The 19,804-nt window shown below is 44.3% G+C and carries 13 protein-coding genes, 1 rRNA gene and 4 pseudogenes; 7 read left to right on the top strand and 11 right to left on the bottom strand.

The features are described 5' to 3' along the window. Positions 1–278, bottom strand: a pseudogene (locus B9T16_RS13860) (recombinase); the annotation flags it as partial. A gap of 346 nt (positions 279–624) precedes the next feature. Between B9T16_RS13860 and B9T16_RS13855 the strand changes: the two are divergent. Then, the gene (locus B9T16_RS13855) at positions 625–861 is read left to right on the top strand and encodes a hypothetical protein (protein ID WP_014275310.1); all 237 of its coding nucleotides are present in this window, start codon (positions 625–627) and stop codon (positions 859–861) included. Between the two features lie 88 nt (positions 862–949). Then, entirely contained in the window at positions 950–2,029 is a 1,080-nt protein-coding gene (locus B9T16_RS13850) for a recombinase (protein ID WP_035737521.1), read from the top strand. Between the two features lie 794 nt (positions 2,030–2,823). Here the strand turns inward: B9T16_RS13850 and B9T16_RS13845 are convergent. The 4 genes and pseudogenes from B9T16_RS13845 to B9T16_RS13830 form a co-directional block, all read right to left on the bottom strand. Further along, positions 2,824–4,014 (bottom strand): annotated as a pseudogene (locus B9T16_RS13845) (group II intron reverse transcriptase); the annotation flags it as partial. 865 nt (positions 4,015–4,879) lie between these two features. After that, positions 4,880–5,104 (bottom strand): RNA-directed DNA polymerase, encoded by a 225-nt coding sequence (locus B9T16_RS13840; protein ID WP_410245037.1) that lies wholly within the window; start codon positions 5,102–5,104, stop codon positions 4,880–4,882. Continuing rightward, the gene (locus B9T16_RS13835) at positions 5,064–5,285 is read right to left on the bottom strand and encodes a hypothetical protein (protein WP_014275841.1); all 222 of its coding nucleotides are present in this window, start codon (positions 5,283–5,285) and stop codon (positions 5,064–5,066) included. Before B9T16_RS13835 ends, B9T16_RS13840 begins: the two co-directional genes overlap by 41 nt. Positions 5,286–5,306: 21 nt before the next feature. After that, positions 5,307–5,529, bottom strand: a pseudogene (locus B9T16_RS13830) (reverse transcriptase N-terminal domain-containing protein). Between the two features lie 904 nt (positions 5,530–6,433). Between B9T16_RS13830 and B9T16_RS13825 the strand changes: the two are divergent. Together B9T16_RS13825 and B9T16_RS13820 are read left to right on the top strand one after the other, a co-directional pair. Beyond that, positions 6,434–7,924, top strand: coding sequence for a protein kinase domain-containing protein (locus tag B9T16_RS13825; RefSeq protein WP_410245036.1), 1,491 nt, complete (start codon positions 6,434–6,436; stop codon positions 7,922–7,924). 114 nt (positions 7,925–8,038) lie between these two features. Next, positions 8,039–9,829, top strand: coding sequence for a tetratricopeptide repeat protein (locus tag B9T16_RS13820; RefSeq protein ID WP_410245035.1), 1,791 nt, complete (start codon positions 8,039–8,041; stop codon positions 9,827–9,829). A gap of 70 nt (positions 9,830–9,899) precedes the next feature. On the opposite strand, the gene B9T16_RS13815 is transcribed toward B9T16_RS13820, so the two are convergent. Continuing rightward, the gene (locus tag B9T16_RS13815; RefSeq protein ID WP_410245034.1) at positions 9,900–11,582 is read right to left on the bottom strand and encodes an ABC1 kinase family protein; all 1,683 of its coding nucleotides are present in this window, start codon (positions 11,580–11,582) and stop codon (positions 9,900–9,902) included. Positions 11,583–11,704: 122 nt separating this feature from the next. After that, positions 11,705–12,196 (bottom strand): L,D-transpeptidase, encoded by a 492-nt coding sequence (locus B9T16_RS13810; protein WP_410245033.1) that lies wholly within the window; start codon positions 12,194–12,196, stop codon positions 11,705–11,707. Positions 12,197–12,500: 304 nt separating this feature from the next. On the opposite strand from B9T16_RS13810, the gene B9T16_RS13805 reads away from it, so the two are divergent. Then, entirely contained in the window at positions 12,501–13,541 is a 1,041-nt protein-coding gene (locus B9T16_RS13805; RefSeq protein WP_014275844.1) for a hypothetical protein, read from the top strand. Between the two features lie 64 nt (positions 13,542–13,605). Here the strand turns inward: B9T16_RS13805 and aroF are convergent, their stop codons facing one another. The 3 genes and pseudogenes from aroF to rpsO all read right to left on the bottom strand — a co-directional run bounded on the left by aroF (position 13,606) and on the right by rpsO (position 16,177). Continuing rightward, positions 13,606–14,670, bottom strand: a complete 1,065-nt coding sequence (aroF, locus tag B9T16_RS13800) for a 3-deoxy-7-phosphoheptulonate synthase (RefSeq protein WP_006617940.1) — start codon at positions 14,668–14,670, stop codon at positions 13,606–13,608. 644 nt (positions 14,671–15,314) lie between these two features. After that, positions 15,315–15,842, bottom strand: a complete 528-nt coding sequence (locus B9T16_RS13795) for a PAM68 family protein (RefSeq protein WP_006617942.1) — start codon at positions 15,840–15,842, stop codon at positions 15,315–15,317. Between the two features lie 66 nt (positions 15,843–15,908). Next, positions 15,909–16,177: pseudogene (gene rpsO, locus B9T16_RS13790) on the bottom strand (30S ribosomal protein S15). A gap of 284 nt (positions 16,178–16,461) precedes the next feature. Between rpsO and B9T16_RS13785 the strand changes: the two are divergent. Both B9T16_RS13785 and B9T16_RS13780 read left to right on the top strand, forming a co-directional pair. Beyond that, positions 16,462–17,565, top strand: a complete 1,104-nt coding sequence (locus B9T16_RS13785) for a mechanosensitive ion channel family protein (protein WP_410245032.1) — start codon at positions 16,462–16,464, stop codon at positions 17,563–17,565. Positions 17,566–17,588: 23 nt separating this feature from the next. Next, complete coding sequence (locus tag B9T16_RS13780) at positions 17,589–18,713, top strand: mechanosensitive ion channel family protein (RefSeq protein ID WP_006617945.1); 1,125 nt, start codon at positions 17,589–17,591, stop codon at positions 18,711–18,713. A gap of 132 nt (positions 18,714–18,845) precedes the next feature. On the opposite strand, the gene B9T16_RS13775 is transcribed toward B9T16_RS13780, so the two are convergent. Beyond that, a 23S ribosomal RNA gene (locus tag B9T16_RS13775) occupies positions 18,846–19,804 on the bottom strand; the annotation flags it as partial.

The raw sequence follows: 19,804 nt of genomic DNA, 5'->3' as shown, positions 1-19,804 counted from the left end.
TAGTCCCTAGGGCTTCTGATACCAGTTTAGCTTTCTTAACCCCGTCTATCACCCCTTGAGGTGTACATCAAGGTTAGCTGTCTTGGGTAGCCGTTTCCCGGTAGGTGGTTGCTTAAACTGCAATAGTAGGTTGTACCTAGTCCCGGTCTTTTGAAGTTTAGAGTTACCCCTTTGGGACATTCCCCCTTAAAATCCTGATAAGCTTTCACGAACCTAGTATAATTGTCGTCATAGTTGCCCTTTCCCCCTACTGTAGGGGTATTGATATCGTTACTCATTTTTTACTCACTTGTTATCCTGCTATGGCTTTGAGTAACACCTAAGTAACGGTAGAATAGGGGTTATAGGCTATGTATCAGGTTCGAATCCCTCCCTCTCCGTTCACAATTAACCTTGTGGGGAAAAACCAACAAGGCGATGAGTCTCTTACCTAATGTTTGCAAACAGTTACCCATTCACACCGACAAGTATTTGGGTTAATCCGTTGTCTGTGGCTCCTTCTCAATAAAGCCATAGAAAAAACGAGCATGGAGGGATTTTAACCCTCCATAAAAGCTATAACCCCTATTCTACCGCCATTCTAATGCACTCAATGGCGATCGCACATTTAGGAGTTAGTGCAAAATGAGTGCAAGTACAAACAGTACACACAGTGGTACATATCAAGGCTTTCAAGACATTCTTGAGTTTTTTAATCTATCCCGCAAACAATGTCCCAAGGGTGTCAGGATTAAACGTAACCGGGGGACAATCCAACTAGACATCACCACTGACCCGGAAACGGGGGGCCTAAACAACGGGGATGTAATTGTCAGTTCACTTCTGAGGGTATCCGCAAGGCTGTTGACAAGGCTTGGCTAGTCCATAAATCCCTTGTGGACAATTCCAGTCAGTATCTGAATGGTTGGACTGGTACAAGGCTACTATCCTTGATCAGTCCAAAGTTCCCATGGAAAACGACTTAATCACTTATCGTCAAGTATTCAAAGACATGGAGGATGATTACTTTAATGGGGTACATCGTAACACCAAGCGAAAACGTTCCCGCGATATGGCTAGTGACCGGAAATCTTTCCGACGTTGCTTCACCCAGGTATTCGATCAAGTCACAGATTGGGATACTTACGTTAGTTGGGAAGGTATCAAAGAAGCACTGTATAGTCCACTACCAGACGGTAACAACCCAGTAGGACATAAAGACTTTAAAGACAGATACTACCGGTTAAAACAGGTAGCAGAACGCGCTGGACGCAAGAAAGCACTGGAGAAATTAGAAAAGATTGACCCTACTCAAACAGTATTTGCTGAATCCCAAAGTATAGACTTGGATACCTTGTTAAGTTTGCTAGACAAGGAACGCAACACTGATTATGGGCGGTCAACAGAAAACCAGGCACGTGATGGTTGGTGCTGGGTGTCGGCAATAATGTGTGCTTTATACGGGTTGAGACCGTCAGAAGTTGCGGCAGGTCAAAACTTAACCAAAGCCATTACGGTTGACGGTATCACTTTCCCGGCTGTATCTGACCCTAACAACCTTGAGTTAGTGCTGGTTATTGGTGAGTTTACTTACTTTGGTGGTAGCACCAAGACAGGTTGGCGGTTAGCTATCCCAATGTCAAAAGACAAGACTCTGATTAACCGCCTAGGAATTCATAACGTCTGCTTACCTATCACAGAATCCAAAGACCCTAGCAAGTTTAACGATAATCACCGTAAATGGTTAGAACGTCACGATTGGGGATTCACTCAAACTTATGCTTTCCAACACCTTGGTAACCAACTAGGAGAAATGAACGGGATACCACAAGAAATCAGAGCGCGTTCATTTGGTCATAGTGTTGCAGTTAATGACAGCAAGTACAAAAAACGCCGCCACCTGGCTACAGAGTTAGGTATCCTGACACGACATCAAAGGCAACCATTGCCACTAGATATGGGGAAACAAGCCTTAATTAATATCGGTATCAATCCAGATTTACCAGAAGTTAAGGCAATTCTTAGGGCAATATATCAACTCGATGATTAATCCCCAATAAACCCACAACACAATACCCTCTAGGCTAAATACCTAGGGGTTTTTTTTGCACTAACTCCTAAATGTGCGATCGCCCTTGAGTGCACTAGAGTAACGGTAGAATAGGGGTTATAGCCTTTATGAAGGGTTCAAATCCCTCCAGGCTCGTTTTTTCTATGGCGTTACCCTGACTGCGATAGCGGGAATTCACTTAACCCGATAGTCGTACCGTCACACTCAAAATGCACTCCATTCAGTCTTAGCACACGGGACAATTAGTGCATATCCCTTAGCAACAAATCTTAATTATTGACGGGTTAATCAATAAGCACAACTTAATCAATCTGTCAAATACCCATATCACCCCCTAAACCCGACAAGTGATAGGGTAGTTCCCTTGTGATACCCGTCAATGGCAAGCCTATCGGTTCGTTCGTCACCATTGACTGCTATCACATCGGTCACTTCCCCAATAGTACTTGTTCCGGTTATGGGGGGAGGGTATGATTCAAAGTCAACACGATAGCCGTAGGTAGCCGTAGAGGGGAACCTTCTAAGTAATCAATGTACAAAGATATCAGACCGCCTTTCCGTGGACTATACCTATAGGTAAACCTATGAGCGATCGCCTATCCGGTTATCTATGGGTCTGATTCATAATCTCCGGTGAGGGGAAACTATGGGCTATCATCTACCGGCTCCAACCCGATACCCCTAAACAACTTTTCAATTAGGGGTCGAGAATGGAGTCGCCTCCATCCCCTCCCATTCAAAACCGTGCGTGAGACTTTCATCTCACACGGCTCCTAGTCTGATTGCTCCATTGTTAGGGATACAGCTTTAGCGTTGTCAAGCGCCGTTTGATCATCGTGACAATGGCGATGTAATAGTTTAAGATTTTTGTATTCATCCTTTCCACCGAGGTTTCGAGGTACAATGTGGTCTACTTCAACTAAATCTGATGGTGCGAAATACTGTCCACACCAGGTACACCTGCCTTTTTGCTTTTTGAGTAGTTTTGCTACCCTATTTGGCGTTCCAATTGCTTGTCCTTTCCTGGTTGCCCAGTAAGTCCAGTTTCCGTCGTATGGTGTTGCGTCAGGGCGTATTAGGGTGTGTCTGACAATCGGAGTGTAGCTATGTTTCCATAGTGTATATCCATCTTTGGTCTGAAATAACCAAGGTTCTTGCCTTTCCTTCCCATTACTAAGTTTGACCGTTCCGCGTCTGAAATAGTTTCTTAGCTTTTCGTGGCTTGCCTTTCCGCATCTTGAACCTGTCCATGCTCTTAGCATTAACCAGATTGTGTGGTCTAGCCTTGTGAAGGTCTCTGTTGAGACTACCGCTGAGTAATAGTTTGACCATCTCTTTATGATTGGGTTTAGTTTGCTAATCAAGGCTGATTGGGGTGCTGTTTTGAGTTCTTTAATTGCACCCTTAATCTCTTCCATGTGAGCTTTAACTGCTTTCTGGCTGGGTTTAATGTGGGTTTTGTGACCGATTAATCGGTTTATTGTTCCCCCGGTTTTCCCAGATTTATATTTTCCTGCTGGGTACTGCCTTATGTTGAATCCTAGAAAGTCGAACCCTGGTTCTTCTGTTTTGCCATCATACTCAATACGTTTGAGCGTGTGACAGATTCGAGTCTTTTCAGGTTTTATTTCTAGTCCAACAAGTTTTAACCATTCGGAAATAGCAATTTTGCACTGTTCAATGATTTCAAGTGATGGAGATATCACCACAAAATCATCGGCATATCTTATGATAGTAGCTTATACTCTTTTTGATTTCTTAGGATACATTGTTTCAATTAACCTAGCCATTCCCAACAGTGCGATGTTGGCGAGTATTGGACTTATTACCCCTCATTGAGGTGTCCCTGCTTCTGTATTCTCAAATATGCCGTTGTCTAGTACACCTGCTTTGAGCCATTGTTTCAGGTCTTTCTTCAGGCTGCTTGGACAATGAATTTTGGACAGTAGGTAATCATGGTTCACGGTAAGAGCATTTGGCTATATGTTAGGGGTCGAGAATGGAGTCACCACCATCCCCTCCCATTCAGAACCATACGTGAAAGTTTCCCTTCATACGGCTCCTGGTGTGGATACCCTGTTTTGTCAAAGGAGCAGAATCAACAGACCTGCTTTTACTTCGATGTTCAGAGCTATATGCAGCACGTAGTCTTTAAACTCGTCCTCGCCATTATACTCTTACTGACCGCAGTATCTATATCCACACCGTGACAATTGGGCATATCCCACCATGACAATTGGGCTTTAGCTTCTGGTCACATCCTTCACCCTCTAAGCATGCGCTTACATTTTTCACTACTGCCTTGTGACTAGCATTACTCACTTGTTTATAGGCAGAGCATTAGAGGGGTTACAACGTTCCGATTATATGGGCATTCCATCTTTAGATTTGTCCTATCCACCGGGATACTTTTCAAGGTCTGTGTGGGTGTTCATCTCAAAACCCTACTTTTCCCCTTGCTCTTTTTGATCGCAGCGTATCAACCTATTTCGCTACTTACTCTTTACGGCGGTTCAAGCCAGACATTCGGTTTCCCTAATCATGGATGGTTGGCAGTGAGTGGTCGCGTCTTGGTAGTAGGTTCTACCTCACGCCTTCCGTTCCCCGCTTCTATCCTGGAGTTATGATTTCCAAAACTGGGGGTGGCTATCGCCGTTACTCTCTACTCCCTGATTTCTCAGTTCGTTTATGACCTTGAGTTCCCTGCCTTGCTTAGTTACCTAAGCGTCGGGACATATAATCAGTTATGAGGATGCTCAGGAGAGGTCTCCTTATATCCAGATTCGGAGCTGGAATCCTCACCGGGCAGTTATTTCGGGCATTTAAGCCCTATTTAATACCCGAACGTCTCGCACCTGCGTCTAGTACATAGTACTCACCTTTGCGGATGCTTAGGTAAATTCTTGCTATTGCATCTTGGGCTGACCGTCCCGGACGGAACCCATAGCTAGTGCCTTCAAATCTCGACTCCCATTCAGGTTCGAGTGCCGATTTAACCAGGGCTTGCCTTGCTCTATCTTGGATTGTGGGAATGCCTATTCCAGCTTTTTTCATCCCTTCCAGGTTTTGGTATCCACACCCGTCGCAGTGGTTTTGCTTTGAGGTTTCCTTTAATATTCTTGACCAGTTCAAACCTTTGTTTTGGAGAGATTACTCTCACTCCATCAACGCCGGCTGTTTTCTTGCCTTGACCCGCTTGGGGGGCGGGTTTATTAAGCTGACTGTTGGGAAGCATGGCTGACCGTGGAACCCGCCCCTACAGCCGAACTGCTAGAGCGGGCGTAATATGATTTCACCAATAGACGTTGCCACCTCCTAACCTTTGCATCCTGTCCCGATTTAGCTGCTTGAAATATACTCTTTTGGAGCTTAAAAACTTTCCGTTGAACTTTCGCCCATGGGATTGTTTTCCATACGTTGGTCGTAGTCTTGATTGGTTTTTGTTTCCCAAACCCTCTCTTTAAACTCGCTATCGTCATATATACCCTTACTAAACTCTATTCCTTGCATTCAAACCGTGACCCGTTAGCATATCCCTACCATTACAGTCGGGCGTTGGCTTCTGGTCACATCTCACATCCTCTAAGACTTGCGGTTACACTTATCCCTACTGAGGTATCGACCATACTCTCAGAGTCCAGGAGGACTTAAAACGTTCTGTTTATATGGGCATTCCATCTTTAGATTTGTCCTCTCCACCGGGGTACTTTTAAAAGTCTGTGTAGGTGTTGTAGAGAAAACCCCACTTTTCCCCTTGTTCTTTTGAACGCAGCGTGTCAACCTCTTTCGCTACCTAATATTGACGGTGGTTCATGCCGGACATTCGGTTTCCCTAATCATGGATGGTTGGCAGTGGTCTCGTTTCTGGTGTTGGGTTACACCTCGGAGCATTCCGTTCCCCGCTTCAGTCCTGGGGTTGTGATTCCCAAAACTGGGGGTGGCTATCGCCGTTACCCTCAACTCTGTTTCGTAGTTTCCCGTTATGTTAAGGATGGTTACGAATTGTTACAGAGTATATTGACCTTGGGTTCCCTGCCTTGATTTGGTATCTTAGTGATACAAATCGTCGGGACATATAAGCAGTTATGGGGATGGTCAGAGGCGAGCCTCTTGTATTCAGCCAAGGAGCTGAAATCCCCATCAGGCAGTTATTTCGGGTATTGCAACCCTATTTCATGCCTGAACGTCTCGCACCTCTACAAAATAGTCTAACATGAAAAGCCGTCCTAGAAGGCTTGTCCTGAGCAAAGCCGAAGGGACGGGGCTAGTGACCCAAAATCTTTGGTAATGGATTATCCTCAAAAAACCCTGAGCCAATTTGAACAGCCACCAGGGTAGATCGAGAAACATGAGACAATAGAGCAAACTCGTTCAACCCTGGAGATGCTGTACTGTTGCAACCCAAGTTGCCCTAACCCATTTAATAATGAGGGTTATCGATTTTGTCAAAGCTGTGGGGCGCCGATTTTGCTGCCATTGTTCCGAAACCGCTATCGCGTAATTCGACAATTGGGATACGGGGGGTTCAGTCGCACCTATGAAGCCCAAGATGTGGATCGGATGAATGATCCCTGTGTGATTAAGCAATTTATGCCCCAAGTTCAGGGAACAGCAGCGCGACAAAAAGCCACAGAATTATTTAAACAAGAAGCCCAGCGGTTATATGAGTTAGGGGAACATCCCCAAATTCCGGGGTTGATTGCCTATTTTGAACAGGATAGGCGACTTTATTTGGTGCAAGAATATATTGATGGACAGAATCTGTTGCAGGAGTTACAGCAAAAGGGACATTTTAATCCTGATCAGATTTATCAAATTTTGTCTGAATTGCTTGAGATCCTCCAGATTATCCACAATCGCAATATAATTCACCGTGACATCAAACCAGAAAATATCATGCGCCGTAGCCGCGATAATCAGTTAATCCTGATTGATTTTGGTGTCTCTAAACAGGTGACGGGAACTACCACGGTGGGACAGGGAACTACTGTCGGTACACCTGGATATGTACCTATGGAACAGTTACGAGGTCAGGTCTACCCCGCTAGTGATTTGTATAGTTTAGGGGTGACTTGTTTGCGTTTGCTGACTGGGTGTTTACCCTCAGAAGGTGGTAGAGATGACCTCTATGATGCTATGGAAGGGCGTTGGGTATGGCGAGAACGTTTACCAGCTAATGTTTCTGTCCCGCGACAATTAGCAGAGGTTTTGGACCGCTTAACCCGGGATTTTGTTCGCGATCGCTATCAGTCAGCTCAAGAAGTGCTACAAGTTCTTAAACAGCCCTATCCCTATCACTATCAACCTATACCTACCCAGAACTATCAGCGCATTGTTCCACCGATCACCCAAAAATATACCCACTCAACCGAAAAATATACCCACGCTGCTACTCCCCCACCTCCCCCCAAAGTTACCCCTAAACTGAATTCTTATCAAAAGTTACAGGATCTCATGAAAGCCGGAAAATGGCGGGAGGCGGACGCTGAAACTTCTCGGTTAATGCTGGAAATTGTCGGTAGTCAGGCTGGGTGTTTTAGTACCGCACAAATAGCTACTTTTCCCTGTCGAGAGTTAAGAGAAATTAATCAAGTTTGGGAACAGGCTAGTGGCGGTCGGTTTGGCTTTGGGGTTCAAAGGCGGATCTGGGAACAGGTTAACCAAAACACTACAGAATTTGCTCAACGGGTGGGATGGTGCGATCGCCAGCCATCAGATCAGATATATGTCAAAGACTATGATCAGTTATCATTTTCTCTCAAAGCCCCCCAAGGTCATCTACCCGCCTTGAGTGTCATGGCTGGTCGAGAGTGGGATAGAACTCTATGGCTGCTCGAACATTTATTTTTAAGTGTCGAGGCTTGCGGATTGTAACAGACAACGGCTGAAATATTATAGCAACTGCTCTGATCTGTCCCTGGGGAAATCTCACCCAGAAATCCCCATGACTGATAGAATTGATCTATCAAAGCATTTCTGGAGGTTTTTATGTCTCAAGATCCCCCTCAACCTAATGCTGACCAAACCTTTAGCAAAAAAATTCAACTTGCTGTTAAGCAACTATATCAGCAGGCGAATACTTGTATTGCTGAAAATAAACTTGAAGAGGCGATCGCCTGTTATCGTCAAGTTACTGTCTTGGTCCCCAGTTGGGCTGATGCTTACCCAAAATGGGGTAATCTTATGGTGAAAGCTGGTAGATTAGAAGAGGCGATCGGTGCTTATCAACAAGCTATTAAACTTAATCCCGAAGATTCCTGGTCTTATAATAGTTTGGGTGGGATTTTTATTAAACTTGAACGCTGGGAAGATGCTGTTCCAGTCTGTCAGCACGCTATTCAACTAGACCCTAACTTTTTCTGGGCTTATAATAACCTAGGACAAGCTCTCAGTCAACAAGAACAATGGGAAGATGCTGCTTCTGTTTATCAAAAAGCATCTCAGATTAACTCGACTTTTTTCTGGACTTATAATAATTGGGGTGAGGCTTTAATTCAACTTGAAAGATGGTCGGAGGCGGTTACCGTTTATCAAAAGGCTATAGAAATTGACCCTAACTTTTGTTGGGCTTATAATCATTTGGGAGATGCACTCAGACACCTTAAACGCTGGTCGGAGGCGGTTCCCGTTTATCAAAAAGCTGCTGAAATTAACCCTAATTTTTTCTGGACTCATAGTAATTTAGCTGATACCTTAGTCTATCTCAAGCGATTTGACCAGGCGATTCCGGTTTACCAAAGCGCCATCAAACTTAACGCCAATTCCCCTCAAACTTACTATAAATTGGCTAAGTGTTTACAGAAAGTTAAAAGGATTGATGAGGCGATCGCTTCTTTTCAAAAGGTCTTGGAACTAAAGCCAGATTTTACAGCCGCACAGAATAGGTTACAAGAACTTCACAACAAATTAGATCATCTCCAATCACAAGAGCCTCAAATTTCCCATAATATTGAACCTATTGATTGGTTAAAATATTACCCAAAATCCGGGGATTCCGCATCCTATATGATGCCTAAACCTACCCCCGCACGACAGGACTCTAAAACCAAAACCTGGCAGTTTCCTGTCCCTCCACGTCCCCTGATGCTAGTATTTGCAGACAGGGGGGAGGACTACTATCTTGAATCTGGTAAAATTCAAATTCGCCTATTGTTAGAATCCCTACAAAAAGCTAAGTTTTCTTTAAAGCCAGGAAGTCGCGTCTTAGACTTTGGTTGTGCGTCTGGAAGAATGATGAGATTTTTAAGCGATCAAGCTAATACCTGCGAAATTTGGGGGGCTGATATTAGTGCTGACTGCATTCACTGGTGTAAGCAATATATGAGGCCTCCTTTTCACTTTTTGACCTGCACAACTAATCCCCATTTACCCTTTGAGGATCGATATTTTGATTTGATTTATGCTGGTTCAGTTTTTACCCATATTGATGATTTGGCTGAGGCTTGGTTATTAGAACTCCGTCGGATTCTTAGTCCTGGTGGTATGGCTTATATTACTATCCAAGAACAGCATCTCATGAATCTAATTAAAGACTTTAAGGAAAAGTGGTTATCTAATAATAATGTTTGGCCGCCAGACCAAAGGGCTGAATGTTTACAAAAATATGATGAATATAGTACGTCGGATTTTGCTATGTTTACCTTGGGTCGAGATACGCGATCGCTCGTTTTTTATGACCTCGATTATTTCTGTAAGATGGTACAACCGTTTTTTCAAGTCATTGAAATTCGCCAAGAGGCTTATTATTGGCAAACCGCCGTTTTACTACAACGTCAATAAATCTCTCTAGATCTGATCATTAATTAACAATAAGGAATCTCTAACAAGGATGACTGAGGAGGCTAGGCTGTTACTGTTCCGCCATGCGGTCTAGACGTTCACGAATGGAGAGGTTGAGAAGCGATCGCAAAAATATTACCACCCCCACCCCAGCCATGACCAGGAAAAAAACAGCCCAGCCATTTTTACCAGCAATTATTAATAATATTCCCGAAATCAGAGTAAATCCTGACCAACAGCCATGAATCAAAGTTTTCAGGGCAAAATTCACCCGTTTCAAAGCGCGATCGCTTTCAATAGAACGAACCCTAAACTTAATTTCCCCTTCCTCAATGCGTTGTTCTAGGCGACTAATAAATACCTCAGCACGGCTAGGTTGATTGAATTTAAAATTGATAAAATCTCGCGCCTGTTTAGTCAACTCTCCCACCAAACTACCCCGTTCCTGCTTAGAAACAGTAACACTTTTAATAAAAGGTTGGGCGCAGTCTACCAAATTATATTCAGGGTCTAGGGCGCGGGCTACTCCGTCTAAAGTAGTTAAGGATTTGAGTAAAAATGTCATCTCAGCAGGTAGGCGAAAAGGCTGCTGTTCAAACATTATATAAAGTTCATCTTTAATTACATTAAATGCTTGAAAATCAATAGGTTTTTCCGTAAATTCATCTAACAAAAACCTGATCAAGCGCCGCACCGGAGTCATATCAGACATCGGTTCAACTAAACCAATATCAATCAGAGTGTCAATAACCACATCTACATCTTTTCGCATCACCGCAAAAAAGCTGCGGATCATCTGATCCTTAGCCAAAGCCTTGATTTCAGCCATCATCCCGAAATCGTAGAAAATTAGACTACCATTAGGACTAACAGCAATATTTCCGGGGTGGGGGTCTGCTTGAAAAAAGCCATCCTGTAAAATCTGTTTAAGATAGCAACAAATCCCTAACTGATTAACCCGTTTAATGTCAACACCGCAGGTTTGTAGAGTTTTCCGGTCATCAACCTTAATCCCCGGTAAATATTCCAGAGTCAAAACTTTATGGGTGGTATATTCCCAGTAAACTTTAGGAACAATAATACCCGAATAATTCTCAAAATTATCTCGAAATCTGTCAGCGTTTTTACCTTCCTTAATATAATCAATTTCCTGATATAAAATCATGAAAAATTCATTATATATAGCATCGAGATCATAGAGTCTTGCCCAAGCAAAGGAACGTTGACAGAAGCGCATTACACGACGCACCGCCTGCATATCCAAATCAAAAAGTTCTTTAAGTCCTGGGCGTTGAACTTTAACTATCACCTGTTCCCCTGTATGCAATTTAGCCCGGTGAACCTGTCCGAGACTGGCGGCGGCTAGGGGACGCTCATTAAACTCACGATAAAGGCTAAATAAAGAGTTGCCCAATTCTGACTCAATAATAGCTACAGCGCGATCGGCACTAAAAGGAGGCACTTTATCCTGGAGTTTTTCTAACTCCGCCACATATTCTAAGGGCAGAATATCAGCACGGGTAGAAAGGGCTTGTCCAATTTTAATAAATGTGGGCCCCAGGTCAAGCATCGTTTTAATTAACCATTTTGCCCGCTTTTGTTTAGTGGCCGAGGCATTATTTCCCCAAAGCCGATCCCACCACAAATAGAACAGAAACGTCCCAGCGGCAGAAAAAACATCAATCTGTCGCGTGAGGGGTGAGTATTTGCTGCGCTGCCAACGGAGGGGTTTAGGAGTTTTCTGAGTTAGCATTCGAGGATTTCGGGCAATTTGTCTATTTTAGTCGCTTATGGTGTCGATTTTCTACTGAGCGTGGAAACAGCAGACATATTAGAGTCTCCTGGGCTTTTTTCCCTGGGATGACCAATCTCAATCTAGGGTTCAACAATGACGGGGGTTCCCAGTTGCACTTTGTTAAATAGCGCTAACACATCCCGGTTGAACATACGAACGCAACCGTGGGAAACCGCTTGTCCGACAGTTTCTTCATTGGGTGTGCCATGAAAACCTATATAGTTGGTGCCATCAGTCCAAAATCCAATCCAGTGACTACCAAGGGGGTTATCTCCACCTGGGGGGATAATATCTCCATTTAGAGGATGTTCCCAGATTGGGTCTTCGATCATTTGAATAACCTGATAGTGACCGATGGGGGTTTCCCATCCGTTTCTACCAATGGCTATGGGATAGCTAGTTACAAGCTGTGTGTTGTTATAGACATAAACCCGACGTTCTCCTAAGCGAATCACTAATTCCAGTTGACTAGGAGAATATTGTAGCCAATCGCTGACATGATAGGCCGTGGAAAATTTTGGGGAAATTCCAGTTTTTGCCACATCTACACCTGGGCTGGTAGCGGCAGCCATACTATGATCAGGGAGCAGTATTGATAATAATGATAGTAATATCATTGGAGTGAAGGCCGGTGAAAGAAATGATCTGAACATAACTCTCAATAACTTACCTAGGGGTTTAAACAAGAAAATGGCGATCGCCCAGCGTGCTATGATTGGGATATGGATGTCCTAATAAATATCAAATCCCGTCAATTCTTGTGCCGGACAGTAAAAATCGTGACACAGTAAATCCACACACTATAATCATTGATAATTGTCGGTTTCAGTTAAATTTTCAGGCAACCAAAAATATTTACTATTGTCAAGTTGGCTCATGTTAACAAATTCGGAAACAGGCGAAATGGAATATTTAGATGCTGGACAGATTTTTCCATTGGTTGACAGTATTTTGCCCTTTGAAGTCTGTCTTCATCATCGGATTCTGCCCATATCTCTCAAGGATAATACCCTTTACTTAGGTATGGTCGATCCTAATGATGAATTAGCCGTAAATTATGCCCACCAGATATTAGCATATCTAAATTGCTCTGTTGTGAGTCAGCAGATTTCGGCTGAGAGCCATCGCTCCATTCTGACTGCCTATTTGTACCATAGCGAAAAACCCAACACCGAAAAAACCCCTTTAGATGACTCTGTTACCCCTCCCGCTGAACCATTAGCCTCCGGGGAAAAATCGCCGCCAGATTCCCCAAAACAGCCAAGGGCTAAACAACCTCCAGGGGGACAGAACATTAATCAAATGTTACCTAAGCTCGATCTTCGTCCCGAATACCTGAGTAGTCCCATAGAGCAACTGGCGAAGTTACCACCACCAAAGTTGTTAGAAGAGTTACTAGCTAGGGTATTGTTGGAGGGTATTGGCCGACTGTATTTTGAGAGGCAAGAATCCAAAGGGCGGATTTTGTGGAGCCAAAATGGTATTCTCAAGTCTGTTATTGATAATTTAGAACCATCACAATTTCAATGGGTGATTAATGAGTTAAAGCGCTTGGTGAAACTGCCTATGCTGCCGATTTCCCAACCCAAACAGATAGAAATTGAGCGGGTTTATTGTAATACTCATCTGCTGTTGAGGCTGCGATTGGTCAGGGGTAATTATGGCGAGGAAGCTAATTTACAGGTATTACGAGGAGCGGCTTTAAAGTTTTATCAACAGCAACAACTATCAAAATTGAGTTTGGATGCTTTGCGTCTGGCTCAACAATTGCAAAGGAAACTTAATGACTTGCAAGGACATTGTAATTCCGCTAATCTTTCATCGGAAAATTTGCCTCTGCTGTACCAGCTACTTAAAAATGTCACCCATCAGGTGGATATGCTGATTAAAAATAGTGATTCCTCCCACACAGATTAATAAATAATGCACGAGCCTTAACCCGTGCATTTGAGACTTAGATGGTGGTTAAACCTGGATGAGACTAGGCGGGGACTGCAACTGGCTGATCCGACCAGCGGTTCACCGATTTACCAATAACGGCTAGGTCTTGCATTAGTTGATCAAAATCTGCCGGAGTCAGGGATTGAGGACCATCTGACATGGCTTTGGCTGGGTTGGGGTGAACTTCGATCATGAGCGAGTCTGTCCCAGCCGCGATCGCCGCTTTAGCCATAGATGGAACGTGCTCCGCAAATCCCGTGCCGTGGCTTGGGTCAATCATAATTGGTAAGTGAGTGAGCGATCGCAATACCGGAATCACCGACAAATCAAGGGTATTGCGGGTATATTGGCGATCAAAAGTGCGGATTCCCCGTTCACACAGAATCACATTCGGGTTTCCCGCCGCTAAGATATATTCCGCCGCCATTAGCCATTCCTCAATAGTGGCAGACATACCCCGCTTCAGCAATACTGGTTTATCCTGAGCCCCTACTTTTTTCAGCAGGGAGAAATTTTGCATATTGCGAGCGCCAATTTGGATCACATCCGCCACCTCAGACAACTTTTCTAAGTCGTCCGCGTCCATTAACTCCGTAATCACTCCCAGTCCTGACGCTTCACGAGCAGCAGCTAAAAGGTTCAGAGCGCTTTCTCCATGACCTTGGAAAGCGTATGGAGACGTGCGAGGTTTATATGCGCCACCGCGTAAGAACTTCGCCCCAGCAGCTTTCACCCGCAGCGCCGTCTCCACGATCATTTGTTCATTTTCTACCGAACAGGGACCCGCCACCACCACCAGGGGAAGATTTTGGCCAAAGTTAACTATTCCGCTGGGAGTGGTAACAGCTACATTACTCGACTCTCCGTGACGAAATTCCCGACTAGCACGTTTGTAGGGTTTTTCAACTCGTAACACCTGTTCAATAAATGGGCTAATTTCCTGGAGTTGTAGGGGATCAAGACCTGCTGTTTCTCCTACCAGCCCGATCACAACTTTATGTTTTCCGACGATTTTTTCTGGTGTTAAACCCCAACCGCTGCGGAGTTCATCATTAAGACGTTCGATTTCGGCTTCTGGAGAGCCAACTTTCATTACAATAATCATGTAAACCTCACAAAATTTTGCCAGCCACAATTTTTAGTGGCTCATAAACGGTACAGACCCAATCTAATCTGCTGTCCCTGATTGGGGGAGGAAGAAAGAGGTGCTGTATCTTCCTATAGTTTGGCCTGTATGCAGCACTTTCCAGCACGAAATTTTTATAGCGATCATTACCAACCATAGCGTTAGATCTAAAATCGACAGATTTTATCATCTCTATCCAACTCTCCCAACAAGGCTAATCGATGCTAATCGATGATGACGCACCCTACACCCGCCCGTAGGCTTATCGGTGAAATCCCGCTGGCTGTCGGCAATGACCGCATCAATTCTGACTACCTTCAGCCGGGCTTTCTCTCGGTTGTTTGAACCCTTCTGCTTCCGGCTATCACATCTATTGTAAGAATTCAGTCTTTGGGAATTTGTCAATTTTTCCGACATCGAGTCCCTCAATTGAGGCGGGGTAGTCCATGTTGTTACTGAGCTTGTCGAAGTATCTCTGACCCGAAAGGACGGGGTTTTAGAGCTGCCCCCGAACCCCCACATCCGATAATTTTAGATTTGTTCGTTTTCGAGGCATCGACCCTCTCCATTCACCCGACCTTCATCCCCTACCTTTTGGGGTAAGGGAATTCCCCTAGGCTTTTTTAATTTTTGGGTGAACTTTGCTGGCGACCTTCTTTCCAAGCCTCTATCGCCCGCCCTAGGTTGATCTTAAATTCCTGCCAACCTAGGAAACTCCCACTTAGGTCTTCATCCCAAGAAGCCGAGAGAACCCCGTAACTAAGACCCACCACACTCAAGCCAAAGCATCCCAGACTCACCAGCAATACTGCTGTGTTGGGTAGGGGAAATATCTCATTGGTGACAATAAAATAACTGCCCACAAAGGTAGATATAGCCATTAACAGAGGAATACCCGATAGAAACACCATCCGCGACACCATCCGCTGACTGACTACTTCCGGAATAGTCATATCTTCCCGTCTAGGTTGACGGCGCGGGGCTGAGGTGTCCGATGTCCGGCTGTTTTTTGGGGTTTTAGCCACCTTGGGTGAAACCGATTTCTCCGGTTTTCCCTGTTCTGAGGGGGCTGATTTCCCACTGTCAGCCTGCTTTTTACGGGTTTTTTTCGGTTCAAAGGGAAGTGGTTGACGGGAGCGATCGGAGGACATGGTAGATTGTGAGTGCTGTGGGTGGTTTGACAGGAATTTGGTACGATTGGGTAAATCTGCTATGATTTAGCCCCGGATTCCCAAACGGGTGATCAGTTCGCGATAGCGTTGCTGATCCTGTTTATTAATATAGGCTAATAATCTTTTTCTGCGTCCGATAATCTGGAGAAGACCACGACGGGAAGCGTGATCATGCTTGTTGGCTTTGAGGTGTTGGCTGAGTCGGTTAATTCTTTCGGTGAGCATGGCTACCTGTAGATCCGAAGATCCGGGTCTGTTTCGTGAGCTTGATGCTCGGCCATGATTTTTTGCTTATCTTGTTGTGTCAGAGCCATAGTTGAGAATTTTAGCGTTGGTTAAATTTACACAATTCTTTATCTTAGCATATTGTAGCTGGGACTGGTTGTGCTGAGAAGAATTTATGCCTGGAGATGGATGCAGCTAGGTACGATCGCCCTTTATAATTGGATTGGGTACAAAGTTGAGTCTGGTTCCGGTAACCGATTGTGGGTTAACGGGTTAATGGGTGATGGCGATGTCTGATACACACATTCACCACCAATGGATGCCTTGATATCTTCTCAACGAGTCCTGGTTATGGTTGAGAGTTTAATGGTTTATGGTTGAAACAACATCAGATGCGATCATTTGGGGGTTTAATCCCCTGCTGAAATTGGCATTACTACTGTTGGGGCTAATCTCGGCTTTGATCGGTTTATGGCTACTACCGAAACTATGGCGAATGGCGATCGCTAAGTTAATTCCTGAAGAACGGATATCTAGTTACTCCGAAATTTTATCATCTTATAAAATCCCTGCCGCTGTCGCTGTATTGTTGGTCGTAATTGAAATTTTCTGGGTTAATTCAGATTTCATAATTTATCTAGGTTTCCTAGAAGTTATCATCAGTTTCGCCCTAACTATTCTGGTCAGTTGGTTGGCTTCTGACATCTTTAAAAGATTTTTTGATTTATATATTATTGACGTAGCCTCCAAACAAGGTCGCAATATTAACAGTGAGTTTTTATTGGTGGCTAAAATTCTAGCCAACTGCGTAATTATTCTAGTCGCAATTGTTGTATTTGCTCAGACTCACCAAATTAACATTGTCGGATTAATTGCTAGTTTAGGGGTAGGTGGTTTAGCCGTCGCTTTTGCAGCTCAAAATACCCTCAGCCAAATTCTAGGGGGAATTGTTCTGTATCTGGATCGGCCGTTTGTCGTTGATGATTACATCGGTTTACCTGATGGGACTTTCGGACGGGTAGAATCTTTGGGATTGCGATCGACCAAAATTCGCACATCAGGAAAAGGAACCATAGTTATTGTCCCTAATAGTTCCTTAACTCAACTCAGTATAGAAAACTATACTGGAGCCAGAAAAATTATATCAATCCTAGGATTAACCTTTCATTCTGCCATTGATTCTGAGGAACAAGCTCTTATCCGTCAAGTAATTTTAGAAAGCACTAAAAACACCTTTGGAATTGACCCTAGAGGCACTGATGTTAGCTTTAAAAATTTACAGCAAATCACCGGAGAAAACAAAACTCAAGCCCAAGTAACCTTTTTTATATTAGGTGCAAATCGTAACAATTTGGAACTGCGTCGTCAGATGCTAGATCTAGCAAGTCAAGACATTAGCATGAATTTACAGCAATACGGAATCGCCTTTGATATCGACGATCAAAATATTTACGTTGATTCACCCATCACAGTATAATTACAGTTAAAACGCTAAATACCATGTGGAACCCCATTGATCCTGATGCAGCCATTTTTGATATTATTCAGGAATATTCGATTCCTAAGCCTCTGATTTTTATAATCTTTGTATTGATATCTTGCTTAATAGGAAAATACACCCCTAGCCTTATACAATATATTATTAGGCGGGCTATCCCCATAAATGGCAAGGAAATTTCCGAGAACTTTGTGCGACCTATCCAACAACCTTTTCGGATGGTTGGCATTTTTACTCTGATTTCTATGTCAATGATTTGGCTAGAAGAAAATCGGGCTTTATATCGTTTTATTCGCCCCTTTGTTAGTCTAGCCCTAATTGCGAGTATAGCCTGGTTAGCCTCTCGGTTATTTAGGCAATTGGTGCGAATTTATGGTATTCCGATTATCCGAAAATATGGCATGGAAGTTGACGAGACTTTTTTGGTCTTTGAAACTATTGCCAATGTTGTAATTGGATTTACAGCAGCCGTAGCATTTGCTCAGAGTCAACAACTCCCCCTAGGTGCATTAGTAGCAGGGGCTTCAGTAAGTGGTTTAGCCGTAGCATTTGCCGCCCAAAGTACCTTAGAACAGATTTTAGGCACAATAGTTTTACGTTTAGATCGTCCCTTTGTCCGTGGAGAATATATCCGACTGCCAAAACGTGGTGATGATCTTGAGGGTATTTATGGGAGAGTAGAATCTATTGGGTTACGGTCTACTAAAATTCGGATTGCAGCTAAGGGAACCTTGGCAATTATTCCCAACTCTAATTTAATGAGGTTGGCGATCGAAAATATAAGTCGTGGTAAAAAAGTCATGGTGTTACTATACCTTGATTTTATCACTGAACTTGACGATCGCGAACAGGCTTTAGTAGAACAGGCTATTAAGGAATGTACCGATTCAGTATTTGGTATAGACCCCGGAAGCACCCAGATTTCCCTATTTAATTATGGAGAAACCGGTAATGTTCGCGCCCGGGTGACATTCTTTATTTTAGGTTCTAGTGAAAATGCCATTTCTCTGCGTAAGAGTTTACTAGCATCAACTAATCAAAGTTTGACGGAAAAACTCAAGCGATATGGCATTAAGTACAACATGCAAGAACCGAATATTTATGTTGAGTCTCCTGTGACGATTTAATGTTATTAAGTCAGCATACCAGATTATCAAAAAACAAAGCCTCAATCGAAAGAAAGAGGCAGAGTAATAAGATTAAATTGTAGTGTATAAGCAAAACCCTAAAGGCTGCATAGAGAAAAAGCGAGTGTAAAAGAGGTCAAGCCCTCGGTCTGTTAGTGTGCCTCGGCTACATCCATTGCTGGACTTCCACCTGACATCTATTAACGGGTAATCTTCCCGTGACCTTACCTGGCTAACCCAGTGAGAGCACTCATCTTGAGGTGGGCTTCCCACTTAGATGCTTTCAGCGGTTATCCGCTCCGCACATGGCTACCCTGCGTATACCGTTGGCACGATAACAGGTACACCAGCGGTGCGTCCTTCCCGGTCCTCTCGTACTAGGGAAGGCTCCTCTCAATGCTCTTACGCCTGCACCGGATATGGACCGAACTGTCTCACGACGTTCTGAACCCAGCTCACGTACCGCTTTAATGGGCGAACAGCCCAACCCTTGGGACGTACTACCGCCCCAGGTTGCGATGAGCCGACATCGAGGTGCCAAACCTCCCCGTCGATGTGAACTCTTGGGGGAGATCAGCCTGTTATCCCTAGAGTAACTTTTATCCGTTGAGCGACGGCCTTTCCACGCAGTACCGTCGGATCACTAAGGCCGACTTTCGTCCCTGCTCGACTTGTAGGTCTTGCAGTCAAGCTCCCTTATGCCTTTGCACTCTACGGCTGATTTCCAACCAGCCTGAGGGAACCCTTGCGCGCCTCCGTTACCATGTAGGAGGCGACCGCCCCAGTCAAACCTCCCCCCTGAAACGTTCGCTGTCCCGGATAACTGGAAAAGGTTAGAATTCTAGCCTCGCCAGAGTGGTATCTAACGGATGGCTCAGCATCCCCCACAAGGAATTCTTCACAGCCTCCCACCTATCCTGCGCAAGCGAAGCCCGAACCCAATTCCAGGCTACAGTAAAGCTTCATAGGGTCTTTCTGTCCGGGTGCAGGTAGTCCGTATCTTCACAGACAATTCTATTTCGCCGAGTCTCTCTCCGAGACAGCGCCCAGATCGTTACGCCTTTCGTGCGGGTCGGAACTTACCCGACAAG

Origin of the sequence: Arthrospira sp. PCC 8006, assembly GCF_046480465.1 — a bacterium.
In the GTDB taxonomy this organism is placed as follows: Bacteria; Cyanobacteriota; Cyanobacteriia; order Cyanobacteriales; family Microcoleaceae; genus Limnospira; species Limnospira platensis.
Note: the sequence above shows the minus strand (reverse complement) of the source record. Positions and strands in the feature narration are given on the sequence as shown.